The sequence below is a fragment of the Thiohalocapsa marina genome, assembly GCF_008632335.1.
GTDB classification, from domain to species: Bacteria; Pseudomonadota; Gammaproteobacteria; order Chromatiales; family Chromatiaceae; genus Thiohalocapsa; species Thiohalocapsa marina.
In genome coordinates, this window is record NZ_VWXX01000001.1 from 76286 (window position 1) to 101722 (window position 25437).

The following is a 25437-nucleotide window of genomic DNA, read 5'->3' on the forward strand; positions in this document are numbered from 1 at the left end:
CCCATTGAAACTCGCCTGAATCCCGTCATCCTGTCCCGCGGAGTCCCGACGCCGATGCCCACGCCGACTTCCGACGCCTTCGTCGACTGGTTTCGCCAGTGCACGCCCTATATCCACGCCCACCGTGGGCGCACCTTCGTCATCGCCTTCGGCGGCGAGGCCCTGGCCGACAACAGCCTGCCCACGCTGATCCACGACATCGCCCTGCTGCACGGCCTGGGCATCCGGCTGGTGCTGGTGCACGGCGCGCGGCCGCAGATCGAGCAACGGCTCGCCGCCCGCGGCGCCGAGATGCGCTACGTCAACGGCATCCGCGTCACCGACGATGCGGCACTGGAATGCGTGAAAGACGCCGCCGGCAGTGCCCGTGTCGAGATCGAGGCGCTGCTGTCCATGGGCCTGGCCAACTCGCCGATGGCGGGGGTGCGCATCCCCGTGGCCTCGGGCAACTTCGTTACCGCCCGGCCCCTCGGCGTCCTCGACGGCATCGACTACCAGCACACCGGCACCGTGCGCCGCATCGATCGCCAGTCCCTGCGCCAGCGCCTCGACAACGGCGCCGTGGCCCTGATGCCGCCCATCGGCTACTCCCCCACCGGCGAGGTGTTCAACCTCAGCGCCGCCGACATCGCGCGCGCCGCAGCCATCGCGCTCGGCGCCGACAAGCTGATCTACCTGACAGAGGCCGCCGGCGTCACCGATCGCGATGGCCAGCTGCTGTCCAACCTCCTCGCCGGCGACGTCGACGCCCTGCTCGACGGCGAACCCCGGCCCGGAGAAGACCTCGCCCAGGCCCTGCGTGCCGGCGCCGACGCCTGTCGCGGCGGCATCCGCCGCGTGCACCTGATCGGCCGGCGGGATGACGGCGCCCTGCTGCGGGAACTGTTCACCCGCGACGGCGCCGGCACCCTGATCTCCGACCGCCCCTTCGAGGAACTGCGACCGGCCCGCATCGACGACATCCCGGGTATCCACGAACTGCTCCGCCCGCTGGAACAATGCGGTGCCCTGGTGCCCCGGCCCCGGGAGCACCTGGAGACCACCATCGACCGGTTCCAGGTCACCGAACGCGACGGCACCATCATCTCCTGCGCGGCACTGTTCTGCTTCCCGGACGAGCGCATGGCCGAACTGGCCTGCCTGGCCGTGCATCCGGACTACCGGCAACACGGCCGCGGCGACCGGCTGCTGGCGCGCATGGAGTCCCTGGCCCGCGAACGGGGCCTGCAGCGCATCTTCGTGCTCACCACCCAGACCGCCCACTGGTTCCGCGAGCGGGGCTTCAAACCCGCGGGCCTGAACGACCTGCCCCTCGGCAAACAGCGACTGTACAATCTCAAGCGCAATTCCCAGGTCTACATCAAGCCCCTTGGCCAGGGCTGATCCGAGCAGCGCCAAACCGAGGCCCGACATATGCGCCAGCTCACACCACCAAAGACCTGCCGAGTCCCGATGAAGGATACCCATCGATGGAACCCCTACCCTTAGGCCCCGTTCTCGCCGCCGTCGCCTTCGCCGCCGACAAGCACCGCGCCCAGCGGCGCAAGGACGCCGAGGCATCGCCCTACATCAACCACCCCATCGCCGTCGCCGATCTGCTGGTGAACCAGGGCGGCATTCATGATGCCACCGTGGTCTGCGCAGCCGTGCTGCACGACACCATCGAAGACACCGAAACCACCGCAGCGGAGCTGACCGCTATCTTCGGTGCCTCGGTCACCGCCGTCGTGCTCGAGGTCACCGACGACAAGGCGTTGCACAAACAGGTGCGCAAACAACGCCAGATCGAACACGCACCCAAGCTGTCACCCGAGGCCAAGCTGGTGAAACTGGCCGACAAGATCTGCAACCTGCGCGACCTGCTGGACTCGCCCCCCCACGACTGGTCGCTGGAACGCAAGCAGGCCTACTTTCACTGGGCCGCCCGCGTGGTGGACGGCGTCCGCGGCACCCATCCGCGCCTTGAGGCCTTGTTCGATCACCTGCTCTCCCGCCAGGGGGAGCTGGAGTGAAGGTCGGATCGACTCCGGCCCTCACCGCACGGGCCATCGCCCGCCGCTTTCTCGGCGCCACCGACGACCTTGCCATCGCCCCCCTGGGCGCCGGACTCATCAACCGGACCTACCGGGTCGACCAGGGCCAGGACAGCTTCGTGCTGCAATGCCTCAATCCCCGCGTCTTTCCAGCGCCGGAGGCCGTGATGGCCAATCTGGTGCGCCTGCAGGCCCGGGCACGGGCCCACCCGGAATGCGGGGTGCGGGTGCCCGCCCTGATCCGGACCCCGGCGGGCGAGGACTGGCTCCGCGACGACCACGGCCACCTCTGGCGCCTGCTGGAGTTCATCCGGCCAAGCCGGGTGCTACGGGCGCTGGAGACGCCTCGCCAGGCGGCAGCGATCGGCCGCGCCCTGGGACGCTTTCATCGCCTGCTGGCGCCGCTGGATCCCGCAAGCTTCGCCTTGGCCCTGCCGGCGTTCCACTGCACCACCAGCTACCTGGCGCGGCTGGATGCGTTGCTGGCGGGTGCCGCTGCGTCCAATGGCCCAGTGGACGCTCCGTCGGACGCCACCATCGCCCCGCTGCTGCAGTTCATCGATGCCCGCCGCCCGTTGGCCGGGGTGCTGGAGCAGGCGCTGGCAGCCGGCATCACGCAGGAACGCATCGTCCATGGCGACCCCAAGCTCGACAACCTGCTGTTCGCACCGGATACCGACCGCGTGCTGTGCCTGATCGACCTCGATACCGTCCAGCCCGGTCTGCTCCACCACGACCTTGGCGATTGTCTGCGCTCCTGCTGCAACCGGGCCGGAGAACAGGCCGGCGAGCAAGCGTCGGCCAGCTTCGACCTGGCGCTGTGCGAGGCGATCCTCAACGCCTACGCCGCGGAGACCCCGGGCCTGCTCAGCGCCGAGGAGCAGGCGCTGCTGCCGGCGGCGGTGCAACTGATCCCGTTCGAACTGTGCATCCGCTTCCTCACCGACCACCTGCAGGGCGACCGGTATTTCAAGGTCAGCGCGGCCGGCGAGAACCGGGTCAGGGCGGAGCGCCAGTTCGCGCTGGTGGCGGACATCGAACGCAAGGCGCCGGCCCTTCGGGACATCGTGCAACGCGCGTTCGCGCCGACGACGGTCGGCATCTGAGCGGTAACCGGCGACAGCGGCTCGCCGTGCGGCCTGCTTTACCCATGGGCCTGCGCAACGTACCATTTCGGCCATCGACTTCCACGCCCGCACGCCCCGCCGCCCGCCATCGGCCCGCGGACAGGGGCATCCTGCGGCGTCGTCAAACCAACTGGAGCGGAACATGACTGACACCAAACACTGCCGGCTGCTGATCCTTGGTTCCGGGCCCGCGGGCTATGCCGCCGCGGTCTACGCGGCGCGGGCCAACCTGAAGCCCGTGCTGGTCACCGGCCTCGAGCAGGGCGGACAGCTCATGACCACCACCGACGTGGACAACTGGCCCGGAGATCCGGACGGCGTGCTCGGGCCAGACCTGATGGAGCGCATGCGCCGTCATGCGGAGCGCTTCGAGACCGAGATGCTGTTCGACCACATCCACACCGTCGACCTCGGCGCCCGGCCCTTCACCCTGACCGGCGACAGCGCCGTCTACACCTGCGACGCGCTGATCATCGCCACCGGCGCCAGCGCCCAGTACCTGGGCCTGGAATCGGAGCAGCAGTTCAAGGGTCGCGGGGTCTCCGCCTGCGCCACCTGCGACGGCTTCTTCTACCGCAACCAGAAGGTGGCGGTCATCGGCGGCGGCAACACCGCCGTCGAGGAGGCGCTCTACCTGTCCAACATCGCCTCCGAGGTCGTCCTGGTGCATCGCCGCGATGCCCTGCGCGCCGAGAAGATCCTGCAGCAGCAACTGTTCGAGAAGGCCGAACACGGCAATGTCCGCCTGGCCTGGAACCATGTACTGGACGAGGTGCTGGGCGACGCCAGCGGGGTCACCGGCATGCGCATCCGTCACGTGCAGGACGGCAGCACCGAGGAGATCGACCTGCAGGGCGTCTTCATCGCCATCGGCCACAAGCCAAACACGCAGATCTTCGACGGTCAGCTGGACATGGCCGGCGGTTACATCAAGGTCCACAGCGGTACCGACGGCAATGCCACGGCGACCTCGGTGCCGGGCGTGTTCGCCGCCGGCGACGTCATGGACCACGTCTACCGCCAGGCCATCACCTCCGCCGGCACCGGCTGCATGGCCGCGCTGGATGCGGAAAAGTACCTGGATGCCCTGGCGCTGAGCGGCGCATGACCGGATGCCCGGGCTGAAGGCTGGCCCGGAGCGGCCGTACGAGCGGTCGTTCTGCAGCGCAGGTGACGGTGATGAATCGCAACAACTTCCCGCTCATTGCCGTCGGGTTGTCGCTGCCGCTGCTGGCCGCGCTGATCTTCGGCGGGCAATCTGCAGATTCGCCCGCTGACCTGTCCGGTGACGGCACGGGCGGCACCCTGCTGCCCTTGCTGACACTGCTGGCCATCGCGGAGTTCGGCCTGCTGCTCAACCTGGCTGCCCTGTGGGTCGGTGCTCGTCGCCTCCTCGGTGGCGAGCGCGGTGCCCGGCTCATCAAGGCCGGCGCCGCCAACCTGGTCTGCGCCGTCGCCTTCGGCGTGCAGCTCATGCGCTTCTGGCCGCTCTGATCGCCGGACGGGGCGAGCCCTTCCGCCACTGCGTCGGCGCCCCCATCCTTTGCGGCTGACGCCATGGCGAATCCCGAGGGCCCGATGTTTCGACTCACCACCCACTCCGCAATAGACCAGATCGCGGTAGCCGACTGGAATGCACTGGTCGGTGACGACCTGCCGTTCATGCGCCACGAGTTCCTTGCCGCATTGGAGCGGCACGACTGCGTCGGCGAACGTTTCGGCTGGATCCCCCGCCACCTGGCCCTGCGCGACGAGCAGGATCGCCTGCTGGCTGCTGCGCCCTGCTATCTGAAGTTCAATTCCTACGGCGAATTCGTCTTCGACTGGGCCTGGGCGGATGCCTGGCACCGCGCCGGCCGCCGCTACTATCCGAAGCTGGTCATCGCCTCGCCCTACACGCCGGCCACCGGGCGGCGCATCCTGACCGCCGACGCCACCCGGCGCCAGGAATTCGCCGAGGCGCTCATCCGGGGTTCCGTCCAGCTGGCGGAGCAACTGCAGGTCTCCGGTCTGCACTGGCTGTTCACCGACGAAGACGAAACGGCCTGGATGCAGCAGGCGGGATTCATGCCCCGGCTGGGCTGCCAGTTCCACTGGCACAACCAGGGCTATGCCGATTTCGATGACCTGCTGGCGGCCTTTTCCGCCGACAAGCGCAAGAAGATCAAGCGCGAGCGCCGCCGCGTGGCGGAGGCCGGTGTGCATCTGCGCCGTATCCGCGGCGACCGGGTCACCGAGGCGGAATGGGCGGTGTTTCATCAACTCTACGAGGCCACCTTCGACAAGCGCGGTGGCATTCCCACCCTGAGCCTGGGCTTCTTCCAGGAACTCGCCACCACCATGGGCAAGCAGCTGTTGCTGGTACTGGCGGAGCACCGCGGGCGCATCGTCGCTGCCGCCTTCTGCCTGATGGGAAGCCGGAGCCTGTACGGGCGCCACTGGGGATGCTGGCGGGACTTTCACAGCCTGCACTTCGAGGCCTGCTACTACCAGGGCCTGGAGGCATGCATCGAGCAGGGACTTCAGCGGTTCGAGCCCGGCGCCCAGGGCGAGCACAAGATCGCGCGCGGCTTCCTGCCCACGCCCACCTGGTCGACCCACTGGATCGCCGATGCCGACCTGCGCACACCGGTGGGCAAGTTCCTCGAACATGAGACCGAAGCCATGGAAGAGCACATCGCCGAGCTGCATCTACGCAGCCCCTATCGCCAGGTGCATGACGACGGGGCCCGGCCCCCGACGCGCAACCCGGCGCCGGTGCATGCGCCACAACCGCTCGTGAACTCGAACCCGAACTGAACCCGAACCCAACTGGCCGACCCGTCGTGATCCGCCGTAACAGGACCATGCCCTATCTGCTGGCGCCGAACGATCCCAGCGGGACCTTCCCGGACGTCAGCGAGGCGATGCGCGAGCCCGACGGTTTGCTGGCCATCGGCGGCGACCTCGGCGTCGACCGCCTGCGGGCGGCGTATCGTCAGGGCATCTTCCCCTGGTACGGGCCCGGCGACCCCATTCTGTGGTGGTCGCCGGATCCGCGCACGGTGCTCATTCCGGCGGAGGTCCGTATCTCGCGCAGTCTGCGCAAGGTGCTGCGCAAGCAGCCCTTTCACCTGACCATGGACCGGGATTTTCCCGCCGTCATCAACGCCTGCGCCCAGCCCCGCGACGCCGGCGGCGGCACCTGGCTGATGCCGGAGATGATTGCCGCCTACCGCGCGTTGCATGTGCACGGCATCGCCCATTCGGTGGAGGTCTGGCAGCAGGGTGACCTGGTGGGCGGTCTCTACGGTGTGGCCATGGGTGGCGTCTTCTTCGGCGAGTCGATGTTCAGTCGGGTGGACAATGCCTCCAAGGTGGCCCTGGTGCATCTGTGCCGACAACTGGCGGAGCGGGGTTTCGAACTGATCGACTGCCAGGTGCTGAGCGGCCACCTCGTGCGCATGGGGGCGCGGCAGCTACCGCGTGAGCAGTTCATGGAGCGACTGCACCTGCTGTGCGACCGCCCCACCACCACCGGTTCCTGGGATGCGGAGGACGACCATGCAGCGTGACCGTATCCGGCGGGGGGACCTGCAACTCTATCTCACCGGCGAGCACGACTGTTCGTACATCGATCAGCGCAAGGCTCGCACCCTGTTCGTCGACCCCCTCGCCCACATCGACGGTGCCCGGGCCGGCTGGCTGCAGCAGATCGGCTTCCGCCGCAGCGGACGCCATTTCTACCGCCCGGCCTGCCGCGGTTGCCAGCGCTGCGTGCCGGTGCGGCTTCCCGTCGCCGCGTTCCAGCCCAACCGGTCACAGCGGCGCAATGCCAGGCGCAACGAGCAGGCGCTTCAGGTCGTCAGCCGGCCCGCGGAATTCCAGCTGGCGCACTACCGGCTGTACGAACGCTACATGCGCGCCCGCCATGGCGACGGCGACATGGCCGATGATCTTGGCATCGACACCTACACCCGCTTCCTGCTCGCCCCTTGGGGTGGCGAGACGCGATTCATCGAACTGTGGCAACAGGATGCGCTGGTGGGGGTGGCGGTGACGGATGTCTTCCACGATGGACTGTCCGCGGTCTACACCTTCTTCGAACCGACACTGCAGGACCGCGGGCTCGGCATCTACTCGGTGCTGAACCAGATCCGCATCGCCCGGCAGGCGGGGCTGGACTATCTCTATCTGGGGTACTGGATCAGCGACAGTCGCAAGATGGCCTACAAGGAAGGCTTCCGACCCATCGAGGCCTGGGACGGCCAGGCCTGGCGCCGCTTCGGACCAGGCCAGCCGCTGGGGCGCTAATCGCCGGAGCGCTGGTCGCCGGAGATCTGGTCCCGCGTCAGTCGTCTGCTGTGCTATAATGCAGTGTTTTCAATCCAACCCCTCATCAGTTTCCCCGGCAATCCGATCCATGGCAAAAGAAGACGTCATCCAGATGGAGGGCACGGTCACAGAGACCCTGCCGAACACCATGTTCCGCGTGGAGCTTGAGAACGGCCACGTGGTCACCGCCCATATCTCCGGCAAGATGCGCAAGCACTACATTCGCATCCTCACCGGTGACAAGGTCACGGTTGAACTCACCCCCTACGACCTGACCAAGGGCCGCATCACCTACCGGGTGCGCTGAGGCCGACCGGCGGCCTCAGCACAAGGCTTCAGAGTCAATTCGGGCTGACGTCAGCCCCCCATCAGGCCACCGCCTTTTCCCGGTCGAAGCGAAACGCCAGCTCGTCATCCTTGCCGAGCGTGACCGTCACCTTGCCGCCGCCCACGAGGTCGCCAAACAACAGCTCGTTGGCCAATGGCTTCTTGATGTGATTCTGGATCACACGGGCCATGGGTCGCGCGCCCATCTTCGGGTCATAACCCTTCTCCGCGATCCAGGCCTTGGCATCCGGCTCCACCACCAGCGCCACCTTCTTGTCCGCGAGCTGCTGCTCCAGCTCGAAGATGAACTTGTCCACCACACTCGCGATGGTGGTCTCGGCCAGCGAGCCGAACTGCACCACGGCATCCAGCCGGTTGCGGAACTCGGGCGTGAAGTAGCGCTTCAGCGCCTCCAGCGCATCGGTGGAATGGTCCTGCTCGGTAAAGCCGATTGACCGGCGACTGGTCTCCTCCGCGCCGGCATTGGTGGTCATCACCAGCACCACATTGCGGAAGTCGGCCTTGCGCCCGTTGTTGTCCGTCAGCGTGCCGTGGTCCATGACCTGCAGCAGCAGGTTGAACACATCCGGGTGGGCCTTTTCGATCTCGTCCAGCAGCAACACCGCGTGCGGGTGCTTGGTGATCTGCTCGGTCAGCAGCCCGCCCTGGTCGAAGCCCACATAGCCCGGCGGCGCGCCGATGAGCCGCGACACGGTGTGACGCTCCATGTACTCCGACATGTCGAAGCGGATCAGTTCCATGCTCAGGATCCGCGCCAGCTGACGGGTGACCTCGGTCTTGCCGACGCCGGTGGGGCCAGTGAACAGGAAGGAGCCGATGGGCTTTTCCTCGTTGCCCAGGCCGGAGCGGTTCATGCGGATGGCGGCGGTCAGGGCATCGATGGCGGCATCCTGGCCGTACACCACCATCTTCAGGTCCCGGTCCAGGTGGCGCAGCGACTCGGTATCCGACATGGACACCTTCTTAGGCGGGATGCGTGCCATCTTCGCCACGATGGTCTCCACGTCGCCCACGTCGATGCGCTTCTTGCGCTTGGCGGCCGGTTTCAGCTGCACATTGGCGCCGGCCTCGTCGATGACGTCGATGGCCTTGTCCGGCAGGTGGCGGTCGTTGATGTACTTGGCCGACAGTTCCGCCGCCGCCCGCAGGGCCGGCACGGTGTAGCTGACCTGGTGGTGCTCCTCGAACCGTTTCTTCAGCCCCCGCAGGATCTCGATGGTCTCCTCCACCGAGGGCTCGTTGACATCGATCTTCTGGAAGCGCCGGGCCAGGGCACGGTCCTTTTCGAAGATGCCGCGGAACTCCTGGTAGGTGGTGGAGCCGATGCAGCGCAGGTCGCCGGATGCGAGCACTGGCTTGATCAGGTTGGAGGCATCCATGACACCGCCGGAAGCGGCCCCGGCACCAATGATGGTGTGGATCTCGTCGATGAACAAAATGGCATGGGGCTTGCGCTTGAGTTCCGCCAGCACCGCCTTGAGGCGCTTCTCGAAGTCGCCCCGGTACTTGGTGCCGGCCACCAGGGAGCCCAGGTCCAGGGCGTAGACCACGGCGTCCGCCAGTACTTCGGGCACCTCGCCGTCGACGATCTTCTTTGCCAGCCCCTCGGCGATGGCGGTCTTGCCGACGCCGGCCTCTCCCACCAGCAGGGGGTTGTTCTTGCGCCGCCGGCACAGGATCTGCGCCGTGCGCTCCACCTCCGCGGCGCGACCGATGAGCGGGTCGATGCGCCCCTGGCGGGCGATCTCGTTGAGGTTGGTCGAGAATGACTCCAGCGCGCTGGCAGCCTCCCGCTCACCGCCGGCGGTCTCTTCGGGCTCGCCCTGCAGTTCTTCCTCCTGGTCCTCGCCGGGCACCTTGGAGATGCCGTGGGAGATGAAGTTGACCACGTCCAGGCGGGTCACGTCCTGCTGGTTCAGCAGGAACACCGCCTGGCTGTCCTGCTCGCTGAACAGCGCCACCAGCACATTGGCGCCGGTCACCTCCTTGCGCCCTGCGGACTGCACGTGGAACACCGCCCGCTGCAGCACCCGCTGGAAACCCAACGTCGGCTGTGTCTCGCGCGGCTCCCCCTCGGCAATCAGTGGCGTGGTCTCCTCGATGAAGCCGGCCACATCCGAGCGCAACCGGTCGGCATCGGCGCCGCAGGCGCGCAGCACCTTGGCCGCGGCAGGGTTGTCGATCAGGCACAGCAGCAAGTGCTCGACCGTCATGTATTCGTGGCGTTTGTCGCGCGCCTCCTTGAAGGCCTGATTCAGGGTGAATTCGAGCTCTTTACTCAACATGTGCTGGACCCCGGACAATGAGGTTGTTCGAATACGGTTCGGGCGCGACGGGGCGTGGCGACGGCCTGGCCGGCGCTCATGCCTCCTCCATCGTGCAGAGCAACGGGTGGTGGTTCTCGCGGCTGAAATCGTTGACCTGGGCCACCTTGGTCTCGGCGATGTCGCGGGTGTAGACACCACAGACCCCAACCCCGCGGGTGTGGACCTGCAGCATGACCTGGGTCGCCTTCTCGCGGCTCATGCGGAAGAAGGCCTCCAGCACATGCACGACGAACTCCATCGGCGTGAAGTCGTCGTTGACCAGAAGCACCTTGTACAAGGGCGGGCGTTTGAGCTGGGGTCTGGATTCCTGCAGGGCCAGGCCGGAATCCTGGTCTTCGCTGGGGTTCCACTCACTCATGGCAAATCGCTCGTCGGTCTGTGTCGGTGGCGCCTGGGGTTGCGCTCGGGTCATGTGCTGGTGTTGTGCGCCGGTATCGCGTCTCGCCCCTAGCCAAGTGTTTGGGGTTGCAAGCCCAAAAATACAGCCCCTGTCGGCGTTCGTCTACGGCCGGCGCGAGCCCCTGGCAGACCACGGCGACCTTCGGATTCGGATTGACCAGGAAACTTCGAACACTATACTTGGGGCTGCGGGGCGGGACCCCGGCACCAAGCGCGCAGGTGACGCTGATTCGCTGGCCTCCCTGATTCCAGCCAGGGCCAACGATCAGCATCCCCTCGGCATTTCCCAAGGACCGGCAAAAGAGTCGCAAAGACCGGCCGGCAATCACGAGACGACCATCTAGAGGAACGACAACCGCTGGGCGGCCATGGGCGCGCCAATGCCGTTGTCCAGGAGGAGTATGCAATGACAACCGGTACCGTGAAATGGTTCAACAACGCCAAGGGATATGGCTTCGTCAAGCCCGATGATCGCGAGGAAGACGTCTTCGTCCACTTCTCATCGATCGAGATGGACGGCTACAAGACGCTGAAAGAGGGGCAGAAGGTGGCGTTCGAGGTCACCCAGGGGCCCAAGGGGCTGCACGCGGCGCGGGTGCAGCGAGCGCTCTGACCCCGGTCGGCGACCGGGACTCGATTAACCGCAGATACGGAGCACGCAGAGACAGACCGGCGGTATCGCAGCCTGCTCTGCGCGCTTTGCGGCTCAGACGATGAGACCTGTGCTTGTGCATCAGTGTCTTCTCGACTTCAGGATATCCGCGGGTCGTGCAACCCGAATACCTGCAAAGAGCCGCCCTGCTCGGAGAAACATGCGCAGTCGAACCGCCAGCCCCGTGCGCCCGACTACATCCGCTGGATGACGGCCTGCCCGAATTCCGAACAGCTCAACTTGGTGGCGCCGTCCATCAGGCGCTCCAGGTCGTAGGTGACCGTCTTGGCGGAAATGGCGCCCTCGATGCCCTTGATGATCAGGTCGGCGGCCTCGGTCCAGCCCATGTGGCGCAGCATCATCTCGCCTGACAGCAACAGCGAGCTGGGGTTCACCATGTCCTTGCCGGCATACTTGGGCGCGGTGCCGTGGGTGGCCTCGAACATGGCCACGGTGTCCGACAGGTTGGCGCCGGGGGCCATGCCGATGCCGCCCACCTGGGCCGCCAGGGCGTCGGAGATGTAATCGCCGTTGAGATTGAGCGTAGCGATGACGTCGTACTCCTTCGGCCGCAGCAGGATCTGCTGCAGGAAGGCGTCGGCAATGACGTCCTTCACGGTGATCTCGGTGCCGGTCTTCGGGTTCTTGAAACTTCACCAGGGGCCACCGCCGATCTCCACGGCGCCGAACTCCTCGCGGGCGAGCTCATAGCCCCACTCCTTGAAGGCCCCCTCGGTGAACTTCATGATGTTGCCCTTGTGCACCAGGGTCACGGACGGGCGATCGTTGTCGATGGCGTACTGGATGGCCTTGCGCACCAGGCGCTTGGTGCCATCGCTGGAGACCGGCTTGACGCCGATGCCGGAGGTCTCCGGGAAGCGGATCTTGGTCACGCCCATCTCCTGCTGCAGGAAATCGATGACCCTCTTCGCCTCCGCGCTGCCGCTCTGCCATTCGATGCCGGCGTAGATGTCTTCGGAATTCTCCCGGAAGATCACCATGTCGGTGTGCTCGGGCTCGCGCAGCGGGCTCGGCGTCCCGGCGAAATAGCGCACCGGGCGCAGGCAGACATAGAGGTCGAGCTGCTGGCGCAGCGTGACATTGAGCGAGCGAATGCCGCCGCCCACCGGCGTCGTCAGCGGCCCCTTGATGGAGACCACGAAGTCCTTCACCGCCTGCAACGTCTCGTCCGGCAACCAGACGTCGCCGCCGTAGACGCGGGTGGACTTCTCGCCGGCATAGATCTCCATCCAGGCGATGCCGCGCTTGCCGCCATAGGCCTTCTGCACGGCGGCATCCAGCACGTCCTTCAGCACCGGCGTGATGTCGACCCCGATGCCGTCCCCCTCGATGTAGGGCACGATCGGCCGGTCGGGGACGTTCAGGCTGTGATCCGGATTGACGCTGATCTTCTCGCCGTCGCTCGGAATCTGAATATGCTGGAAACCCATGGCGGTTCACCTCGAAGTTCGCGGGATGGAAAGGCAGTACCGCATGGTACCACTCCGCGGGGCCTGATCGACGGCTGATCCCGGCAAATCGCGAACGCCCGGCCGCGATGGGTATACAATATCGCAGCCATGCTGCTGTCGCCCCGCTACCGCTTCCTGTTCGTGCACATCGCCAAGACCGGCGGCACCAGCGTGCGCGCCGCCCTGGCGCCGCTGCGCTGGCGTGATCCCTGGTACTGGCCCATGTTCCTGTGCAGCCGCTTCAGCCACCTCAGCGGCCATCGGCTGGCCACCAAGCTGCCGCGCCATGCCAAGGTGGTGGCGGCCAAGGAACTGCTGCCGCGGGAGGTCTTCGACGGGCTGTTCAAATTTGCCTTCGTGCGCAACCCCTGGGACCTGCAGGTGAGCTCGTTTCACCACATCCGCCGGGAGCGCCCTCAGTACCTGGGCGGTCACGACAACTTCGGCGATTTCCTGCGCTGGAAGCTGGATCCGCAGCGCCCGTACCAGTACCACCTGGATACCTCCATCGAACTGCAGACCGACTACCTGGTGGATCTGCACGGCAACATCGTGGTTGACTTCATCGGCCGCTACGAGCAGCTGGAAACGGACTTCGCCGCCGCCTGCGCGCGCATCGGCCTGTCCGGCATCGCCCTGCCCCATCGCCGCCGCGCCACCGATCGCACCCGGGACTACCGCGCCTACTACGACGAAACCACCCACGACCTGGTGGCCCACCACTTTGCCCGCGACATCGAGCTGCTGGGCTACAGCTTCGATCCCGAGCCGGCGCGTTGAGCGGCGACACCCGACCGCATCAGCCCAGTGCCCGCAAGGCCTTTCCACCCATCCTGGGCCCACGGCCGCAACTGCTGATCCTGGGTTCCATGCCCGGCGAGGCGTCGCTGCGTCTGGCACAGTATTACGGCCACCCGCGCAACGCCTTCTGGCCCATCATGACCGCCCTGCTCGCGCTGCCCGCCGATGCCGACTACGCCCGGCGGGCGCGTGGGCTGACGGACAACGGCATCGCGCTGTGGGATGTCATCGCAAGCTGCGTGCGCCCGGGCAGTCTGGACAGCGACATCCGCGCCGACAGTGTTCAGGTCAACGACTTCGCGGCCCTGTTCGAGCGCTGCCCCGGGATTGGCTGCATCGCCTTCAACGGCGCCACCGCCGAGCGCGAATTTCGCCGCCGCGTGCTGCCGGGGCTGGCTGAGCGCCTGGACGCTGTGCAGCGTCTGCGCCTGCCCTCCACCAGCCCGGCCCATGCGGGCCTGTCGTTCGCTGCCAAGCTGGACGCCTGGCGCGCGCTGGATCCCTGGCTGCGGCCCCAACCGGGGCCGGATTGCGGAGCACGCCGGGCCGAATGAACCCGCCGGGTGTCATCGACCCCCGGGATCTTGTTATACTGTTCGCGCTCAATCACTGGCCCGACGGGCCTTCCCATCAGTTGAATCAACTGTCAATCAGGCGTCATCGCTGACGCCACCTCGATGCGCTCCGCGCAGTCGCGTCCGCCCTCCCCGCCCCGTTAACGGCCGGGATGGCCTGCATCAGGCAGCCAACGGAGACGGACAACCAAGGCGTCGCCAGAACGTCACAAACGATGCACGGACATCGCCGCGCATGCGTCGGCACGTCCGCCAGACGCGGAGCCGCGAGGGGTCTTTGCGCGCCCGGACGGAACAGCCGGTTCCGGGCAGCGCTTCCAGCGACTTCAGGAGGCAGCACATGCAAATGAGCACAAACGAGCAGGACTACGGCCAGGATCCGCTGGCGGTCCGCGACACCAACGCCTACAAAGCGGAGTATGTCCACTCCTTCGTCGAACTCTGGGACCAGCTCATCGACTGGGACGGACGCGCAGAATCGGAAGGGGATTTCTTCATCCGCACCCTGAAAGAGCACGGCGCGAAAAAGGTGCTGGATGTCGCCACCGGCACCGGCTTCCATTCGGTGCGCCTGCTGCGCGCTGGGTTCGATGTCACCAGTGCCGACGGCAGCCCGAACATGCTGGCCAAGGCGTTCGAAAACGCCCGCAAACGCGATCACCTGTTGCGCACCGCCCAGGCCGACTGGCGCTGGCTCAACCGCGACATCCACGACTATTACGACGCGGTGATCTGTCTGGGCAACTCCTTCACCCATCTGCACGATGAAAACGACCGCCGCAAGGCCCTGGCGGAGTTCTACGCCACCCTGCGCCACGACGGCATCCTCATCCTGGACCAGCGCAATTACGACGCCCTGCTCGATCACAAGGTGGAGCCCAGCCACGACTACTACTACTGCGGCGACAACGTGCGCGCGACGCCGGAGCACGTCGACGACAGCCTGGCCCGCTTCCGCTACGAGTTCCCGGGCGAACAGGTGTTCCACCTGAACATGTTCCCGTTGCGCAAGCGCTATGTGCAGCGGCTGCTGCGCGAGGTTGGCTTCCAGCGCGTCACCACCTACGGCGACTTCCAGCAGACCTATCGCGACGAGGAACCCGACTTCTTCATCCACGTTGCGGAAAAGCGCTATGTCGACGGAGGTGAGGAGGAATGAGTACGGCTTACTCTCCCGCGGTGGAGACCGCGCGCGCCTATTACAACAGCCAAGATGCGGACAATTTCTATTTCCGTGTCTGGGGCGGCGAGGACATCCACATCGGCCTCTACCAGACGCCGGACGAGGCCATCCGCGACGCCAGCCGCCGCACCGTCGAGCGCATGGCGTCCCTGGCGAACGGCCTGGGCCCGCACAGCCGGGTGCTGGACATGGGCGCCGGCTACGGCGGCGCAGCACGCCATCTGGCCCGGCGCTTCGGCTGCCAGGTCACCGCGCTGAACCTCAGCGAGGCGGAAAACGCGCGCAACCGGCAGATGAACCGCGAGCAGGGTCTGGCGGAGCGCATCGATGTCGTCGAAGGCAGCTTCGAGGCGGTCCCCGCCGCCGACGCCAGCTTCGATCTGGTCTGGTCCCAGGACGCCATCCTGCACAGCGGTCATCGCGACCGGGTCATCGCCGAGGCCGCCCGGGTGTTGCGCCCCGGCGGTGAGCTGGTCTTCACCGACCCGATGCAGGCCGACGACTGCCCGGCGGACGTGCTGCAACCGGTGCTCGATCGCATCCACCTCAGCACCCTCGGCTCGCCGGCCTTCTATCGGCAGCAGGCGGCGAAACAGGGTCTGCGCGAGCTGGACTTCATCGAGCACACCGACCAGCTCATCACCCACTACAGCCGTGTTCACGACGAGCTGCAGCAGAACCGCGAGCGGCTTCGGGGGCTGGTCTCGGACACCTACATCGAGCGCATGCTAGCCGGCCTGCAGCACTGGGTCAGCGCCGGCAACAACGGCTGGCTGTGCTGGGGCATCCTGCATTTCCGCAAGCCGGCCGACTGAGCAGCGTCGTTCCGGCCGAGCCTATCTACCCCGTTCATCCCTCCGCTTTCACCCCCAACACAAGGAGAATCGCCCCATGGCAAGAAGCTATCTGGTCTCGTCGGAATCCGTCGGCGAAGGCCATCCGGACAAGGTGGCCGACAACGTCTCCGACGCCATCCTCGACGCCCTGCTGACCCAGGATCCCCACTCCCGCGTCGCCTGCGAGACGCTGGTGAATACCGGCCTGGCGGTGGTGTCCGGCGAGATCACCACCCGCGCCAATGTCGACTACACCCAGATCGTGCGCGACACCATCTGCGACATCGGCTACAACGACGGCAAGATGGGCTTCGACGGCAACGCCTGCGCGGTGCTGCTGGCGCTGGACAAACAGTCGCCGGACATCGCCCAGGGCGTCGACGAGGGCAGTGGCATCGACCTGGATCAGGGCGCCGGCGACCAGGGCCTGATGTACGGCTACGCCACCAACGAGACCGAAGCGCTGATGCCGATGCCGATCCAGCTGGCCCACCAGCTCACCAAGCGGCAGGCCACGGTGCGCAAGTCCGGTGAACTGGACTGGTTGCGCCCGGACGTGAAGTCCCAGGTGTCGGTGCGCTACGAGGACGGCGCGCCCAAGGCCATCGAGGCAGTGGTGCTGTCCACCCAGCACGCCGAGGAGATCGGCTACGCGGCCCTGCAGGAGGCGGTGATGGAGACCATCATCAAGCCGGTGATCCCACAGGCGATGCTGGCCCCGGACGCCCGCTTCTTCATCAACCCCACCGGGCGTTTCGTCATCGGCGGGCCGGTGGGCGACTGCGGCCTGACGGGGCGCAAGATCATCGTCGACACCTACGGCGGCGTCGGCCGTCACGGCGGCGGCGCCTTCTCCGGCAAGGACCCGAGCAAGGTCGACCGCTCCGCCGCCTATGCCGCGCGCTACGTGGCCAAGAACGTGGTCGCCGCCGGGCTGGCGGACACCTGCGAGGTGCAGGTGGCCTACGCCATCGGCATCGCCCAGCCGGTGTCCATCCACGTCGATACTTTCGGCACCGCCAAGATCGACGAGACGCGCATCGAGGCACTGATCCGCGAACACTTCGATCTGCGGCCCAAGGGCATCATCCAGATGCTCGATCTGCTGCGTCCGATCTACCGCGCCACCGCGGCGAACGGCCATTTCGGTCGCGACGAGCCTGAGTTCACCTGGGAGCGGACCGACCGCGCCGACGCCCTGCGCCAGGACGCCGGCCTCTGAGCCCGCCTCACCCCGCGGTCTGCCCGCCCCCCGGGCAGGCCGCGCCCGCTACATGGTCTCGCAGAGATAGGCGCCCAGGCGCATGTCGGCGCCGTCGATGGGTGTGTGCATCGAGACCTATGCCGAAGCCATCCACATTAAGTATTCGCCCCACCCTAGTATCTTGGCGTAGGAATGCGAAACAGCACGAAGCTCATCCGGGTCAGCACGATGCCCAGCACACAGACGATCACCGCCACCAGGATCTGATCGGTTGAGGCATAGGGGCCGGCGAACTGCAGAAACACCGCGAGCAACATCCCCCAGAGAAATGCGGTCTCGCCGTAGAAGCTGGTATGCAGGATCGGATTGTGCGCCTCGCTGCGGATCATGTCGCGCATGATGGCGCCGCCGGTGGCGGTCAGCGCCCCGATTAGCGGGCCCCAGAACCACAGCGGCGCCAGGCCCTCCTCCGCTGTGATGGAGATGGCCACCACGGTGAACAGCGCCAGGCCAATGGCATCGAAGAACTCCAGCGCCAGCCTCGGGTTCATGCGTCGGCGCAGGCGGACGAAGAAGTTCACCAGGTCGAAGAACCACAGCGCACGCCCGCGCACCGCCCGCAGGAAGCGGTTGAACAGATACCCCATCAGGATGGTGACCAGACAGGTGTAGATCATCTCCGGCGACTCGAAGAAGAACAGCTTGCGCAGCAGCAGGACATCCCGCAACACGCCGCCACCCAGCGCCGGCAGTGACGCCAGCACGAAGGCGCCGAAGATGGAATAGTTGCCCTGCCGGGCGATGACGATGCCGGAGATGGAGAAGGCGATGATGCCGATGATGAACAAAAGCTCCACCGTCCGGCCATGAAAGACCGCGTCGATCGCCAGGGGGTTGGTGAAGCGCTGCAGGATCCTGTCGACGGTGCCGTCATCCAGCATATCCTGCAACGCGGCGTCGAAGCGTTGGATCTTCCAGGCCGGCAACCGGTCGCGGGCGAACAGGATATGGATGCCCCGCTCCTGCACCACCACGGGCAACGCGGCGATCTGCGGCGCATTCCAGATCGACAACAGCGCCAGGCCGCTCAGTTGATCACCGACGAACGCATCTGCGCGGCCGCCCAGTACCATGGAGATGCTCTGGGGCAGGCTGTCGGTGTCCACCACCAGCCCGTCCGCACGCAGTGCGTCGATGGCCGCCCTGCCCGCTTCTCCCCAGTCGAAATCCGCCACCACCGCCAGCCGCAGCCGCTGTTGGCGAAACTGCGCCACAACGTCCGCCAGTGAGCCCGTCTGTTCAAGCAGCAGGTCCGGCGGCGCGAAGATCCGGTCCAGCCCCAGCCGGTAGGGCACTGACACCTCCGTGAAGGCGCGCCGCTCGGCCGAATCATAGGCGCCGACCACGGCGTCGATGTCACCCCGGGCCAACAGATCCAGTGATTCCCCGAACGGATGATAGCGAAAGGTCATCGTCAGTCCGGCCCGCCGGGCGGCCTCGCGCATCACCTCCAGATCGATCCCTGTTGGCGCATCCCGCTTGTCGGACTGATCCAGGTACTGATAGGGCACCTGATCGGACCAGGCGACCCGCAGGTTGCGGTCCTCGGCCAGCACCGCCGGCACGGCGGCCCCCAACAGCAGCAGCAGCGTCATCAGCAGCGCCCCGCACCGCCTTCGGACCAGCCCCGGAATCGATCGGAGCAGCGGTGCGGGTGCCGGTCGGGTGATCGGCGGTCGGTGGTCACGCCCCGGCGCCATTGCCCTCCTCCGCTGCGTGCCGGATCCGCAAGGTCAGGCGGCTGATCCCGTCCCGGGCCTCGCTGTCGATGACATCCGCATAGTGTTCGATGAGCTTGCGACCCAGGCCATCATCGTCTTCTCCGGCGGCCAGCGGATCCTGCGGGGCCGCAGACGGACCCTGCGGGGCTGCAGACAGATCCTGCGGAGCTGGGGCGCGCTCGTAGCGCAGTTCCAGGGTCTTGTTGCGCTCGGAGTACGCCAGCGTCAGCGCGATGGGCGGCTGCTGTGCGCGGCCCAGGGCCAGGGCCAGCAATTCCTCGATCACCAGTTCCGTATTCCGTGCGGTCTTCTTCGTCAGCACATGCTTCTCGCAGAAGCGCTCGATCTGCCCCACCATGGCATAGCGGTCGAAGCGGTCATCGGCGATGTGCCAGCGCAGGCTGCGCACCTTGTGGATGAAGTCCCGGGTGCGCTCGCGTTGCGGGGCCTCGAACAGCTGCGACGGCGGACCCTGCTCGTAGATCACGCCCTGGTCCATGTACAGCACGCGGGTGGAGACGTCTCGCGCGAAGTCCATCTCATGGGTGACGATGGCCATGGTCATGCCTTCCCGCGCCAGTCGGCGGATCACCGCCAGCACCTCGCTGACCATGGTCGGGTCCAGCGCCGAGGTGGGCTCGTCGAACAGGATGATCTCCGGGTCCATGGACAGGCAGCGGGCGATGGCCACCCGCTGCTGCTGACCACCGGAGAGTTCGTCGGGAAAGGCGTCCGCCTTGTCCGCCAGGCCGACCATGCCGAGCAATTCCCGCCCGCGGGCCCGGGCCTCCGCCTCGGGGCGGCCCAGCAGCCGCATCGGGCCGATGGTGACATTCTCCAGCGCCGTCAGATGGGCAAACAGGTTGAACGCCTGAAACACCATGCCCATGCGCCGGCGCAGGGCCGGCACATCCGCATCGGGGGCCATCAGGTCCTGACCGTCGACGACGATGTGCCCGCCGGAGGGCTGGTCCAGCAGGTTCAGGCAGCGCAGGAAGGTGCTCTTGCCGGTGCCGGACGGGCCGATGATGGAGATGACCTCGCCGGCCTGGATCTCGACGCTGACGTCCTTCAGCACCTCCAGGTCGCCGAAGCGCTTGCTCAGATGCTCCACCCGGATCATGCCCGGCTCCGCGCGGCCCGCCGCGCCCTGGGATCGGTGCGTCGCTCGACATGATCCAGCGCCAGCCCCAGCAGCCAGATGACAACGAAATAGATCGCCGCGATCAGCACCATGGGGAAGAAGGCCTCGAAGGTGCGGCTGCGGATGATGTCGCCGGCACGGGTCAGATCCTGGATGCCGATGTAGCCGACGATGGCGGTCATCTTCACCAGCGACATGAATTCGCCGCGATACACCGGCAGCACCTGGCGCGTGGCCTGGGGCAGCACGATGTGCAGGAAGGTCTGCACGCGGGTGAAGCCGAGCGCGATGCCCGCCTCGCGCTGACCGCGGCCGACGCTCTCGATGCCGGTACGGAACATCTCCGACACATAGGCGGCGAAGTTCAGCCCGAAGGCGATCACGGCCACGATCAGCGGCGCGATGTTCACCGACGCAAAGGCCACGTAGAAGATCAGCATCAGCAGCACCAGCACCGGGATGCCGCGCACCAGCTCGATGTAGACCCGGGCGACGCGCTGCAGCAGGGCGTTGGCGGATAGGCGCATGGCGCAGACCAGGGCCCCCAGCAGGGTGCCGAACAGCGTCGACAGCACCGAGATCACCACGGTGATCAGGATGCCGTCCAGGATCAGCCGCCAGCGTCCCTCGGTGATCAGGGTCCGCTCGATGCTTCCCCACAGGCGTTGCGACCAGCTGGCGGAGGCCGAGGATACGGCCGGCGGCGGCTGGTGCCCCGCCATGTCCCGTGCACGCACCAGGGCCACGGTGCGCATGTCGGTGTAGGGATCGGAAAAGTCGACCATCCGCGCGCGCTCTTCGCTGATGGCGATGCCGTCGGCGATGATGTCCGCCTTGCCCGACGCCAGCGCCGCCACCAGGGCGTCGAACTCGTAGGTGGTGATGTCCAGCTGCAGCCCCTCGCGGGCGGCGAAGCGGCGCAGGATCTCCATGTCGAACCCGGCGTAGTCGCCATTGACCACTGCCAGATAGGGCAGATCCGCCACCGCCACGCCGAGCCGCACGCGCTCGCCGGATGCCGGCCGCGGGATCTGCGGCATCTCGGCCTGCTCCGGATCGTTCTGCAGCCAGCGCTCGGCAATGGCGTCGTAGCTGCCGTCGGCGCGGATGTCCGCCAGGAACCGATTGAAGCGCTCGCGCAGGTCCGGCCGCGACCGGCTGAAGCCGATGCCCAGGGGCATGTCCAGCAGGTCGTCCGCCAGGATCGCGAGATTGGTGTTCTGTTTCAGGATCAGTCGCGCCGTGGTGTCCACCAGCAGCGCCGCATCCGCCTTGCCCGTCTCCACCGCGGCGATGATGTCAGCGGTGCTCTTGAGCCGGACGATGTTCGCGCGAGGATAGGTGCGGGCGATGAAGTCGTCCCAGATGGTGCCCATCAGCACGGCGATGCGCTTGTCCGCCAGGTCATCCATGGACGACCAGCCCGGCCCCGCCGAACCCGGAAGGTCGGCGGCATTCGCCGCAGTGGTCGGGCCGGATGCGGCAGCGCCGCTGCCGGCGGCCACGGGCGCGGCCAGATCCTCCACCCGCACCAGGGCGCCGGATGGGTCCTGCAGGTAGGGCTCGGAGAAGTCGATCAGCCGCGCACGCTCCTCGGTGATGGAGATGTTGGAGATGATCAGGTCCACCTTGCCGGCCTGAAGCGCCGCGATCAGCCCGTCGAACTCCAGCGGCACCAGGGTCAGCGGCCGCCCCTGATGGGCGGCAAAGCGGCGGATCAGTTCGATGTCGAAACCGGCGTAGCCACCGTCCACCACATAGACCATGGGAAAGCCCAGCACCGGGGCCATGCCCACCAGCAGCGCCTCGTCCTCATCGGCTTGCCCGCGCTCCGGCAGTGGGATCTCCGGCATGGCCACCGGCGGCGAGGCCCCGCCATGCCAGCGCCGACGCATGGCGTCATAGGTGCCATCGGCGCGGATCTCCACCAGGAAGGCGTTGAACGCCCGGCGCAACGCATCGTCGTCCTTGCGAAAGCCGACGCCCAGATCGGTGTCGTAGAAGTCGTCGTCCAGGATCGCCAGGGTCGGGTCTGCCGCGGCGGCGACTTGCAGCGTGTGCAGGTCGAGCAGCACCGCATCGACCTTCCTGGTCCGCAGCGCCAGGATCAAATCGGCCTGGCGGTTGAACAGCCGCAATTGCGCCTGCGGAAAACGGTCCAGCACATAGCGGTCCCAGACCGTGCCGGTGAGTATGCCGAAGCGGGCCTCGGTCAGGTCATGGATGTCCCGCCAGCCCGCTTCCGCAGGCCCGCTCGAGGCCTGTCCAGCGGCGCCGGTTTCCGCCATGGCCGCCGCGCGGTCTCCGCACCCGACCGTCAGCGCGGTGATGCAGACAACGCCGAACAGCAGCCGCGCAAGCGCGGAACGCATGGGCCCGGCATGGGTGCCCGACATGGTCAGGTAGCGTCAGGTGGCGTCAGGTGGCGTCAGGGGGCCGTCAGCCGAGCGCGCTCAGCCCGCCAGGGCCTGCAGCGCCTCTTCCCGGGTGGCAAAGGCCTGAATGATGGACAGGAAGCCGCTGATCTCGAACACCTCATGCACGGATTCCTGCAGACAGCACAGGCCGAATTGCCGTGCGTCCTTCTTGCAGGTCTTGGCCCCCATCAGGATCACCCGCAGCCCGGCGCTGGACATGTAATCCGTCTCCGCCAGGTCGATCAGGATGGTCGGCGCCCGGCCGATGCAGTCCATAAGATGCGTCTGCAGGTCCGGCGCCGTGCTGCTGTCGATGCGGCCGCTCACCTTGAGCACCAGGGCGTTGTCGATCTTTTCTTCAGAGACGTTCATGACTTCAGGTTTCCTCAAACAGACAGGTGTTTCATCAGACGGACGTGATTGCGGCCATCTTCATGGCTGTAGCGCACGTCGTCCAGCAGTTTGCGCACAAAATGGACACCAAGACCGCCGATCTTGCGCTCGTCCAGGGTCGTATCCAGTTCCGGCTCCGCAATTTCCAGCGGATTGAACGGAACGCCGTCGTCCACCAGCATGGCGATCAGCCGGCCCCCTTCGCGCCACAACTCGACGCTGAACGCGTGCTCCCCGCCCTCCGGATAGGCATAGCTGACCACGTTGGTCACTAGCTCATCCAGGGCAAGATTGAAATTGAACAGGGTCTTCGGGTCGACCGCCTCCGCCTCGCCGCAGGCCTCCAGCCATTGCGCCAGCCGTTGCAGCTCGGACAGGTCATTCTTCAGAACCAGTTTGTGGCGTTCAGTCATGCGGTGCCCCCGGGGCTTTCTTCCGGAACATCATCAGGGTGATGTCATCGGACTGCGGCGCCTCGCCCGCGTGCCGACGCAGGTCGTCCAGCAGTGTCCGCAGGCAGTCCTTGCAGCCCAGCGCCCCGCAGGCTCTCAGGCGCGCGATCAGGCGATCATTGCCGTATTCGCGGTTGTCGCCGTCCATGGCCTCGTTGACGCCGTCGGTGTAGAGCAGCAGCGCATCGCCGTTTTCCAGCCGCAGATGCCCGGTCTCGTAGACCATGTCCGGCATGGGCCCGGCCACGGTGCCATAGGGCCGGCTGATCCACTCCGGCTCGCCATTGGCACGCAGCAGGATCGGCGGGTTGTGCCCGGCGTTGGCGTAGCGGGTGTCGCCGGTGGACAGGTTCACCACGGCGCAGAACAGGGTCACGAACATGCAGGAGTCGTTGTTCTCTGCCAGCGTCTCGTTGACGCGCTCGAGCACCCGGCCCGGATCCGCGTCCACCTTGAACTCGGAACGCAGCAGACTGCGCGTCACCGCCATGAACATGGCCGCTGGCACGCCCTTGCCCGAGACATCCGCAATGGCCAGCACCATGTGCTGTTCATCCAGCAGCATGAAGTCGTAGAAATCGCCGCCCACCTCGCGTGCGGGCACCATGATCGCATGGAGATCCATGTCGCCGCGATCCGGGAAGGCCGGGAATGTCTTCGGCACCAGGTCCATCTGGATGTCGTGGGCGATACGCAGTTCACCGTTCACCCGCTCGCGCTCGGCGGTGGTCTCCTCGAGGTCTGCGATGTAGCGCTTCAGGTCGTCGCGCATGCGCCGGAAGGTACGGGTAAGCTGCGCCACCTCGTCGTTGCCCCGCGGCGTGGGCAGCGGCGTGTCGAGGTTGCCCGCGGAGAGCTGCGGCGCCGCTTCGCTCAGGGCGCTGATGGGCCGGGTGATGGAGCGTGCCACCAGGCCGACGGCGAGCACCAGCAACAGCAGCCCGGCACCGCCGACCACCGCCTCCAGACGGGTCAGCTGCAGGATCTGCTCATGCAACGCGCTCTGGGAGACCAGGGTGCCGACAGTCCAGCCGGTCGTGCCCAGTACATCCCATGACAGCCAGCTCTTGTCGCCGGTGGCCCAGCTCACCCAGGGCAGCCGGCCCGGCTCGCCGGAGGTCATGGCCTGGCCGACCTTGCGCAGGCCCTCGTCGCCGCGGGCCTCGGCGATGCTGAACACCGACTCGTTGAAGGCCAGGCCCGGCTTCGGGTGGGTGATGTAGGTGCCGTTGCGGCTCATCAGCAGGCCGTAGCCGCGCTCGCCCAGGGGCAGCTCGGCGATCTGCCGGTCCAGCCAGGACAGTTCCACATCGCCGGTGACCACGCCGACAAAGACCGGCCCATCGGGCGTCGACAGGGTCAACGGCACCGCGTAGGTGACCATCTTCACGCCGGTCTTCTCGATGTAGGGCTCGGTCCAGACCGCGCGCCCCAGATACCGCGGCAGGTTCATCCAGTCCTGCCCCAGATAGCGCCGGTCATCAGCGCCCAGATCGGCGTACAGGATGCGGTCGCCTTCGCGGTAGCTGTACGGCACCAGGGTTTCCGCGCCCGGCGTCTCCCAGCCCGGCGGCCGCCATTGCGGCAGCATGCCCAGGGCGGTGCCGTAAAGGCCCGGAAAGGTCTCCAGCAGACGGCGCTGCAGCAGCCTGACCCGTTCCGGCGGCAGGTCCAGCGACTGGGCCTCCAGCGTCAGCGCCAGGGTATCGACCGCACCCTGCAGGGGCCCCAGCTTGGCGTCGATCTTGTCCGCCGAGCCTTCGGCCAGAAAGCTGGCCCGGTCCTGCGCCGACTGCGTGAGCCGGTCGCGAAAGCTCACGTAGTTCCACAGCAGCAGGCCGATCAGGATCAGCCCGGAGATGCCGACCGTCCACAACAACATGCGGTTGCGCAGCCGTGTGTGCGGACGTGGCTCCGTGCCGGTTCCCGGGTCTTTCCTGCTCTGCTCAGCCGTCATGGTTTCCGGTCAGGTCTGCAGC

Annotated in this window: 23 protein-coding genes and 1 pseudogene; 15 read left to right on the top strand and 9 right to left on the bottom strand. The window is 66.8% G+C overall.

Annotated features, from left to right (window positions below):
- The first annotated feature begins 54 nt into the window (after window positions 1-54).
- The 9 genes from argA (at window position 55) to infA (ending at window position 7781) form a co-directional block, all read left to right on the top strand.
- A complete protein-coding gene (gene argA, locus F2Q65_RS00375) occupies window positions 55-1383 on the top strand; it encodes an amino-acid N-acetyltransferase (protein WP_150089272.1) in 1329 nt (442 codons plus the stop codon).
- Window positions 1384-1469: 86 nt separating this feature from the next.
- Entirely contained in the window at window positions 1470-2012 is a 543-nt protein-coding gene (locus F2Q65_RS00380) for an HD domain-containing protein (protein ID WP_150089274.1), read from the top strand.
- Entirely contained in the window at window positions 2009-3139 is a 1131-nt protein-coding gene (locus F2Q65_RS00385) for a phosphotransferase enzyme family protein (RefSeq protein ID WP_150089276.1), read from the top strand. Before F2Q65_RS00380 ends, F2Q65_RS00385 begins: the two co-directional genes overlap by 4 nt.
- A 163-nt stretch (window positions 3140-3302) precedes the next feature.
- On the top strand, window positions 3303-4268 hold the full coding sequence (gene trxB / locus F2Q65_RS00390; protein WP_150089278.1) for a thioredoxin-disulfide reductase: 966 nt from the start codon (window positions 3303-3305) through the stop codon (window positions 4266-4268).
- Between the two features lie 71 nt (window positions 4269-4339).
- Entirely contained in the window at window positions 4340-4654 is a 315-nt protein-coding gene (locus F2Q65_RS00395) for a hypothetical protein (protein ID WP_150089280.1), read from the top strand.
- 84 nt (window positions 4655-4738) lie between these two features.
- On the top strand, window positions 4739-5959 hold the full coding sequence (locus F2Q65_RS00400) for a GNAT family N-acetyltransferase (protein WP_150089282.1): 1221 nt from the start codon (window positions 4739-4741) through the stop codon (window positions 5957-5959).
- A 47-nt stretch (window positions 5960-6006) separates the two neighbouring features.
- Entirely contained in the window at window positions 6007-6714 is a 708-nt protein-coding gene (aat, locus tag F2Q65_RS00405) for a leucyl/phenylalanyl-tRNA--protein transferase (protein WP_150089284.1), read from the top strand.
- Window positions 6704-7453, top strand: a complete 750-nt coding sequence (locus F2Q65_RS00410) for an arginyltransferase (RefSeq protein WP_150089286.1) — start codon at window positions 6704-6706, stop codon at window positions 7451-7453. Before aat ends, F2Q65_RS00410 begins: the two co-directional genes overlap by 11 nt.
- A 109-nt stretch (window positions 7454-7562) precedes the next feature.
- Entirely contained in the window at window positions 7563-7781 is a 219-nt protein-coding gene (gene infA / locus F2Q65_RS00415) for a translation initiation factor IF-1 (RefSeq protein ID WP_150089288.1), read from the top strand.
- A 61-nt stretch (window positions 7782-7842) separates the two neighbouring features.
- On the opposite strand, the gene clpA is transcribed toward infA, so the two are convergent.
- Both clpA and clpS read right to left on the bottom strand, forming a co-directional pair.
- On the bottom strand, window positions 7843-10107 hold the full coding sequence (gene clpA, locus F2Q65_RS00420; protein WP_150089290.1) for an ATP-dependent Clp protease ATP-binding subunit ClpA: 2265 nt from the start codon (window positions 10105-10107) through the stop codon (window positions 7843-7845).
- 76 nt (window positions 10108-10183) lie between these two features.
- A complete protein-coding gene (gene clpS, locus F2Q65_RS00425; protein ID WP_150089292.1) occupies window positions 10184-10507 on the bottom strand; it encodes an ATP-dependent Clp protease adapter ClpS in 324 nt (107 codons plus the stop codon).
- A 447-nt stretch (window positions 10508-10954) separates the two neighbouring features.
- Here clpS and cspD point away from each other — a divergent pair, with 447 nt between their 5' ends.
- Window positions 10955-11161, top strand: coding sequence for a cold shock domain-containing protein CspD (gene cspD / locus F2Q65_RS00430; RefSeq protein WP_150089294.1), 207 nt, complete (start codon window positions 10955-10957; stop codon window positions 11159-11161).
- Window positions 11162-11394: 233 nt separating this feature from the next.
- Here the strand turns inward: cspD and icd are convergent.
- A pseudogene (gene icd / locus F2Q65_RS00435) lies at window positions 11395-12651 on the bottom strand (NADP-dependent isocitrate dehydrogenase).
- A gap of 129 nt (window positions 12652-12780) precedes the next feature.
- On the opposite strand from icd, the gene F2Q65_RS00440 reads away from it, so the two are divergent.
- The 5 genes from F2Q65_RS00440 to metK all read left to right on the top strand — a co-directional run bounded on the left by F2Q65_RS00440 (window position 12781) and on the right by metK (window position 17289).
- Window positions 12781-13452 (top strand): sulfotransferase family 2 domain-containing protein, encoded by a 672-nt coding sequence (locus F2Q65_RS00440; protein ID WP_150089296.1) that lies wholly within the window; start codon window positions 12781-12783, stop codon window positions 13450-13452.
- Window positions 13449-14027, top strand: coding sequence for a DNA-deoxyinosine glycosylase (locus F2Q65_RS00445; protein WP_150089298.1), 579 nt, complete (start codon window positions 13449-13451; stop codon window positions 14025-14027). Before F2Q65_RS00440 ends, F2Q65_RS00445 begins: the two co-directional genes overlap by 4 nt.
- A gap of 367 nt (window positions 14028-14394) precedes the next feature.
- Window positions 14395-15207, top strand: a complete 813-nt coding sequence (locus F2Q65_RS00450) for a glycine/sarcosine N-methyltransferase (protein WP_386114094.1) — start codon at window positions 14395-14397, stop codon at window positions 15205-15207.
- Window positions 15204-16046, top strand: a complete 843-nt coding sequence (locus F2Q65_RS00455) for an SAM-dependent methyltransferase (protein ID WP_150089301.1) — start codon at window positions 15204-15206, stop codon at window positions 16044-16046. The genes F2Q65_RS00450 and F2Q65_RS00455 overlap by 4 nt, the downstream gene beginning before the upstream one ends.
- Before the next feature lie 76 nt (window positions 16047-16122).
- Window positions 16123-17289, top strand: coding sequence for a methionine adenosyltransferase (gene metK, locus F2Q65_RS00460; protein ID WP_150089303.1), 1167 nt, complete (start codon window positions 16123-16125; stop codon window positions 17287-17289).
- Between the two features lie 155 nt (window positions 17290-17444).
- Here the strand turns inward: metK and F2Q65_RS00465 are convergent, their stop codons facing one another.
- The 6 genes from F2Q65_RS00465 to F2Q65_RS00490 form a co-directional block, all read right to left on the bottom strand.
- Entirely contained in the window at window positions 17445-18926 is a 1482-nt protein-coding gene (locus tag F2Q65_RS00465; RefSeq protein WP_170265422.1) for a TRIC cation channel family protein, read from the bottom strand.
- Window positions 18927-19014: 88 nt separating this feature from the next.
- Complete coding sequence (locus tag F2Q65_RS20350; protein WP_150089307.1) at window positions 19015-20175, bottom strand: amino acid ABC transporter ATP-binding protein; 1161 nt, start codon at window positions 20173-20175, stop codon at window positions 19015-19017.
- Window positions 20172-22568, bottom strand: coding sequence for an ABC transporter substrate-binding protein/permease (locus F2Q65_RS00475; RefSeq protein ID WP_170265423.1), 2397 nt, complete (start codon window positions 22566-22568; stop codon window positions 20172-20174). Before F2Q65_RS00475 ends, F2Q65_RS20350 begins: the two co-directional genes overlap by 4 nt.
- An 81-nt stretch (window positions 22569-22649) precedes the next feature.
- The gene (locus tag F2Q65_RS00480; protein WP_150089311.1) at window positions 22650-22985 is read right to left on the bottom strand and encodes an STAS domain-containing protein; all 336 of its coding nucleotides are present in this window, start codon (window positions 22983-22985) and stop codon (window positions 22650-22652) included.
- Between the two features lie 14 nt (window positions 22986-22999).
- A complete protein-coding gene (locus F2Q65_RS00485) occupies window positions 23000-23419 on the bottom strand; it encodes an ATP-binding protein (protein WP_150089313.1) in 420 nt (139 codons plus the stop codon).
- The gene (locus F2Q65_RS00490) at window positions 23412-25340 is read right to left on the bottom strand and encodes a SpoIIE family protein phosphatase (protein ID WP_246155802.1); all 1929 of its coding nucleotides are present in this window, start codon (window positions 25338-25340) and stop codon (window positions 23412-23414) included. The genes F2Q65_RS00485 and F2Q65_RS00490 overlap by 8 nt, the downstream gene beginning before the upstream one ends.
- Between the last annotated feature and the right edge of the window lie 97 nt (window positions 25341-25437).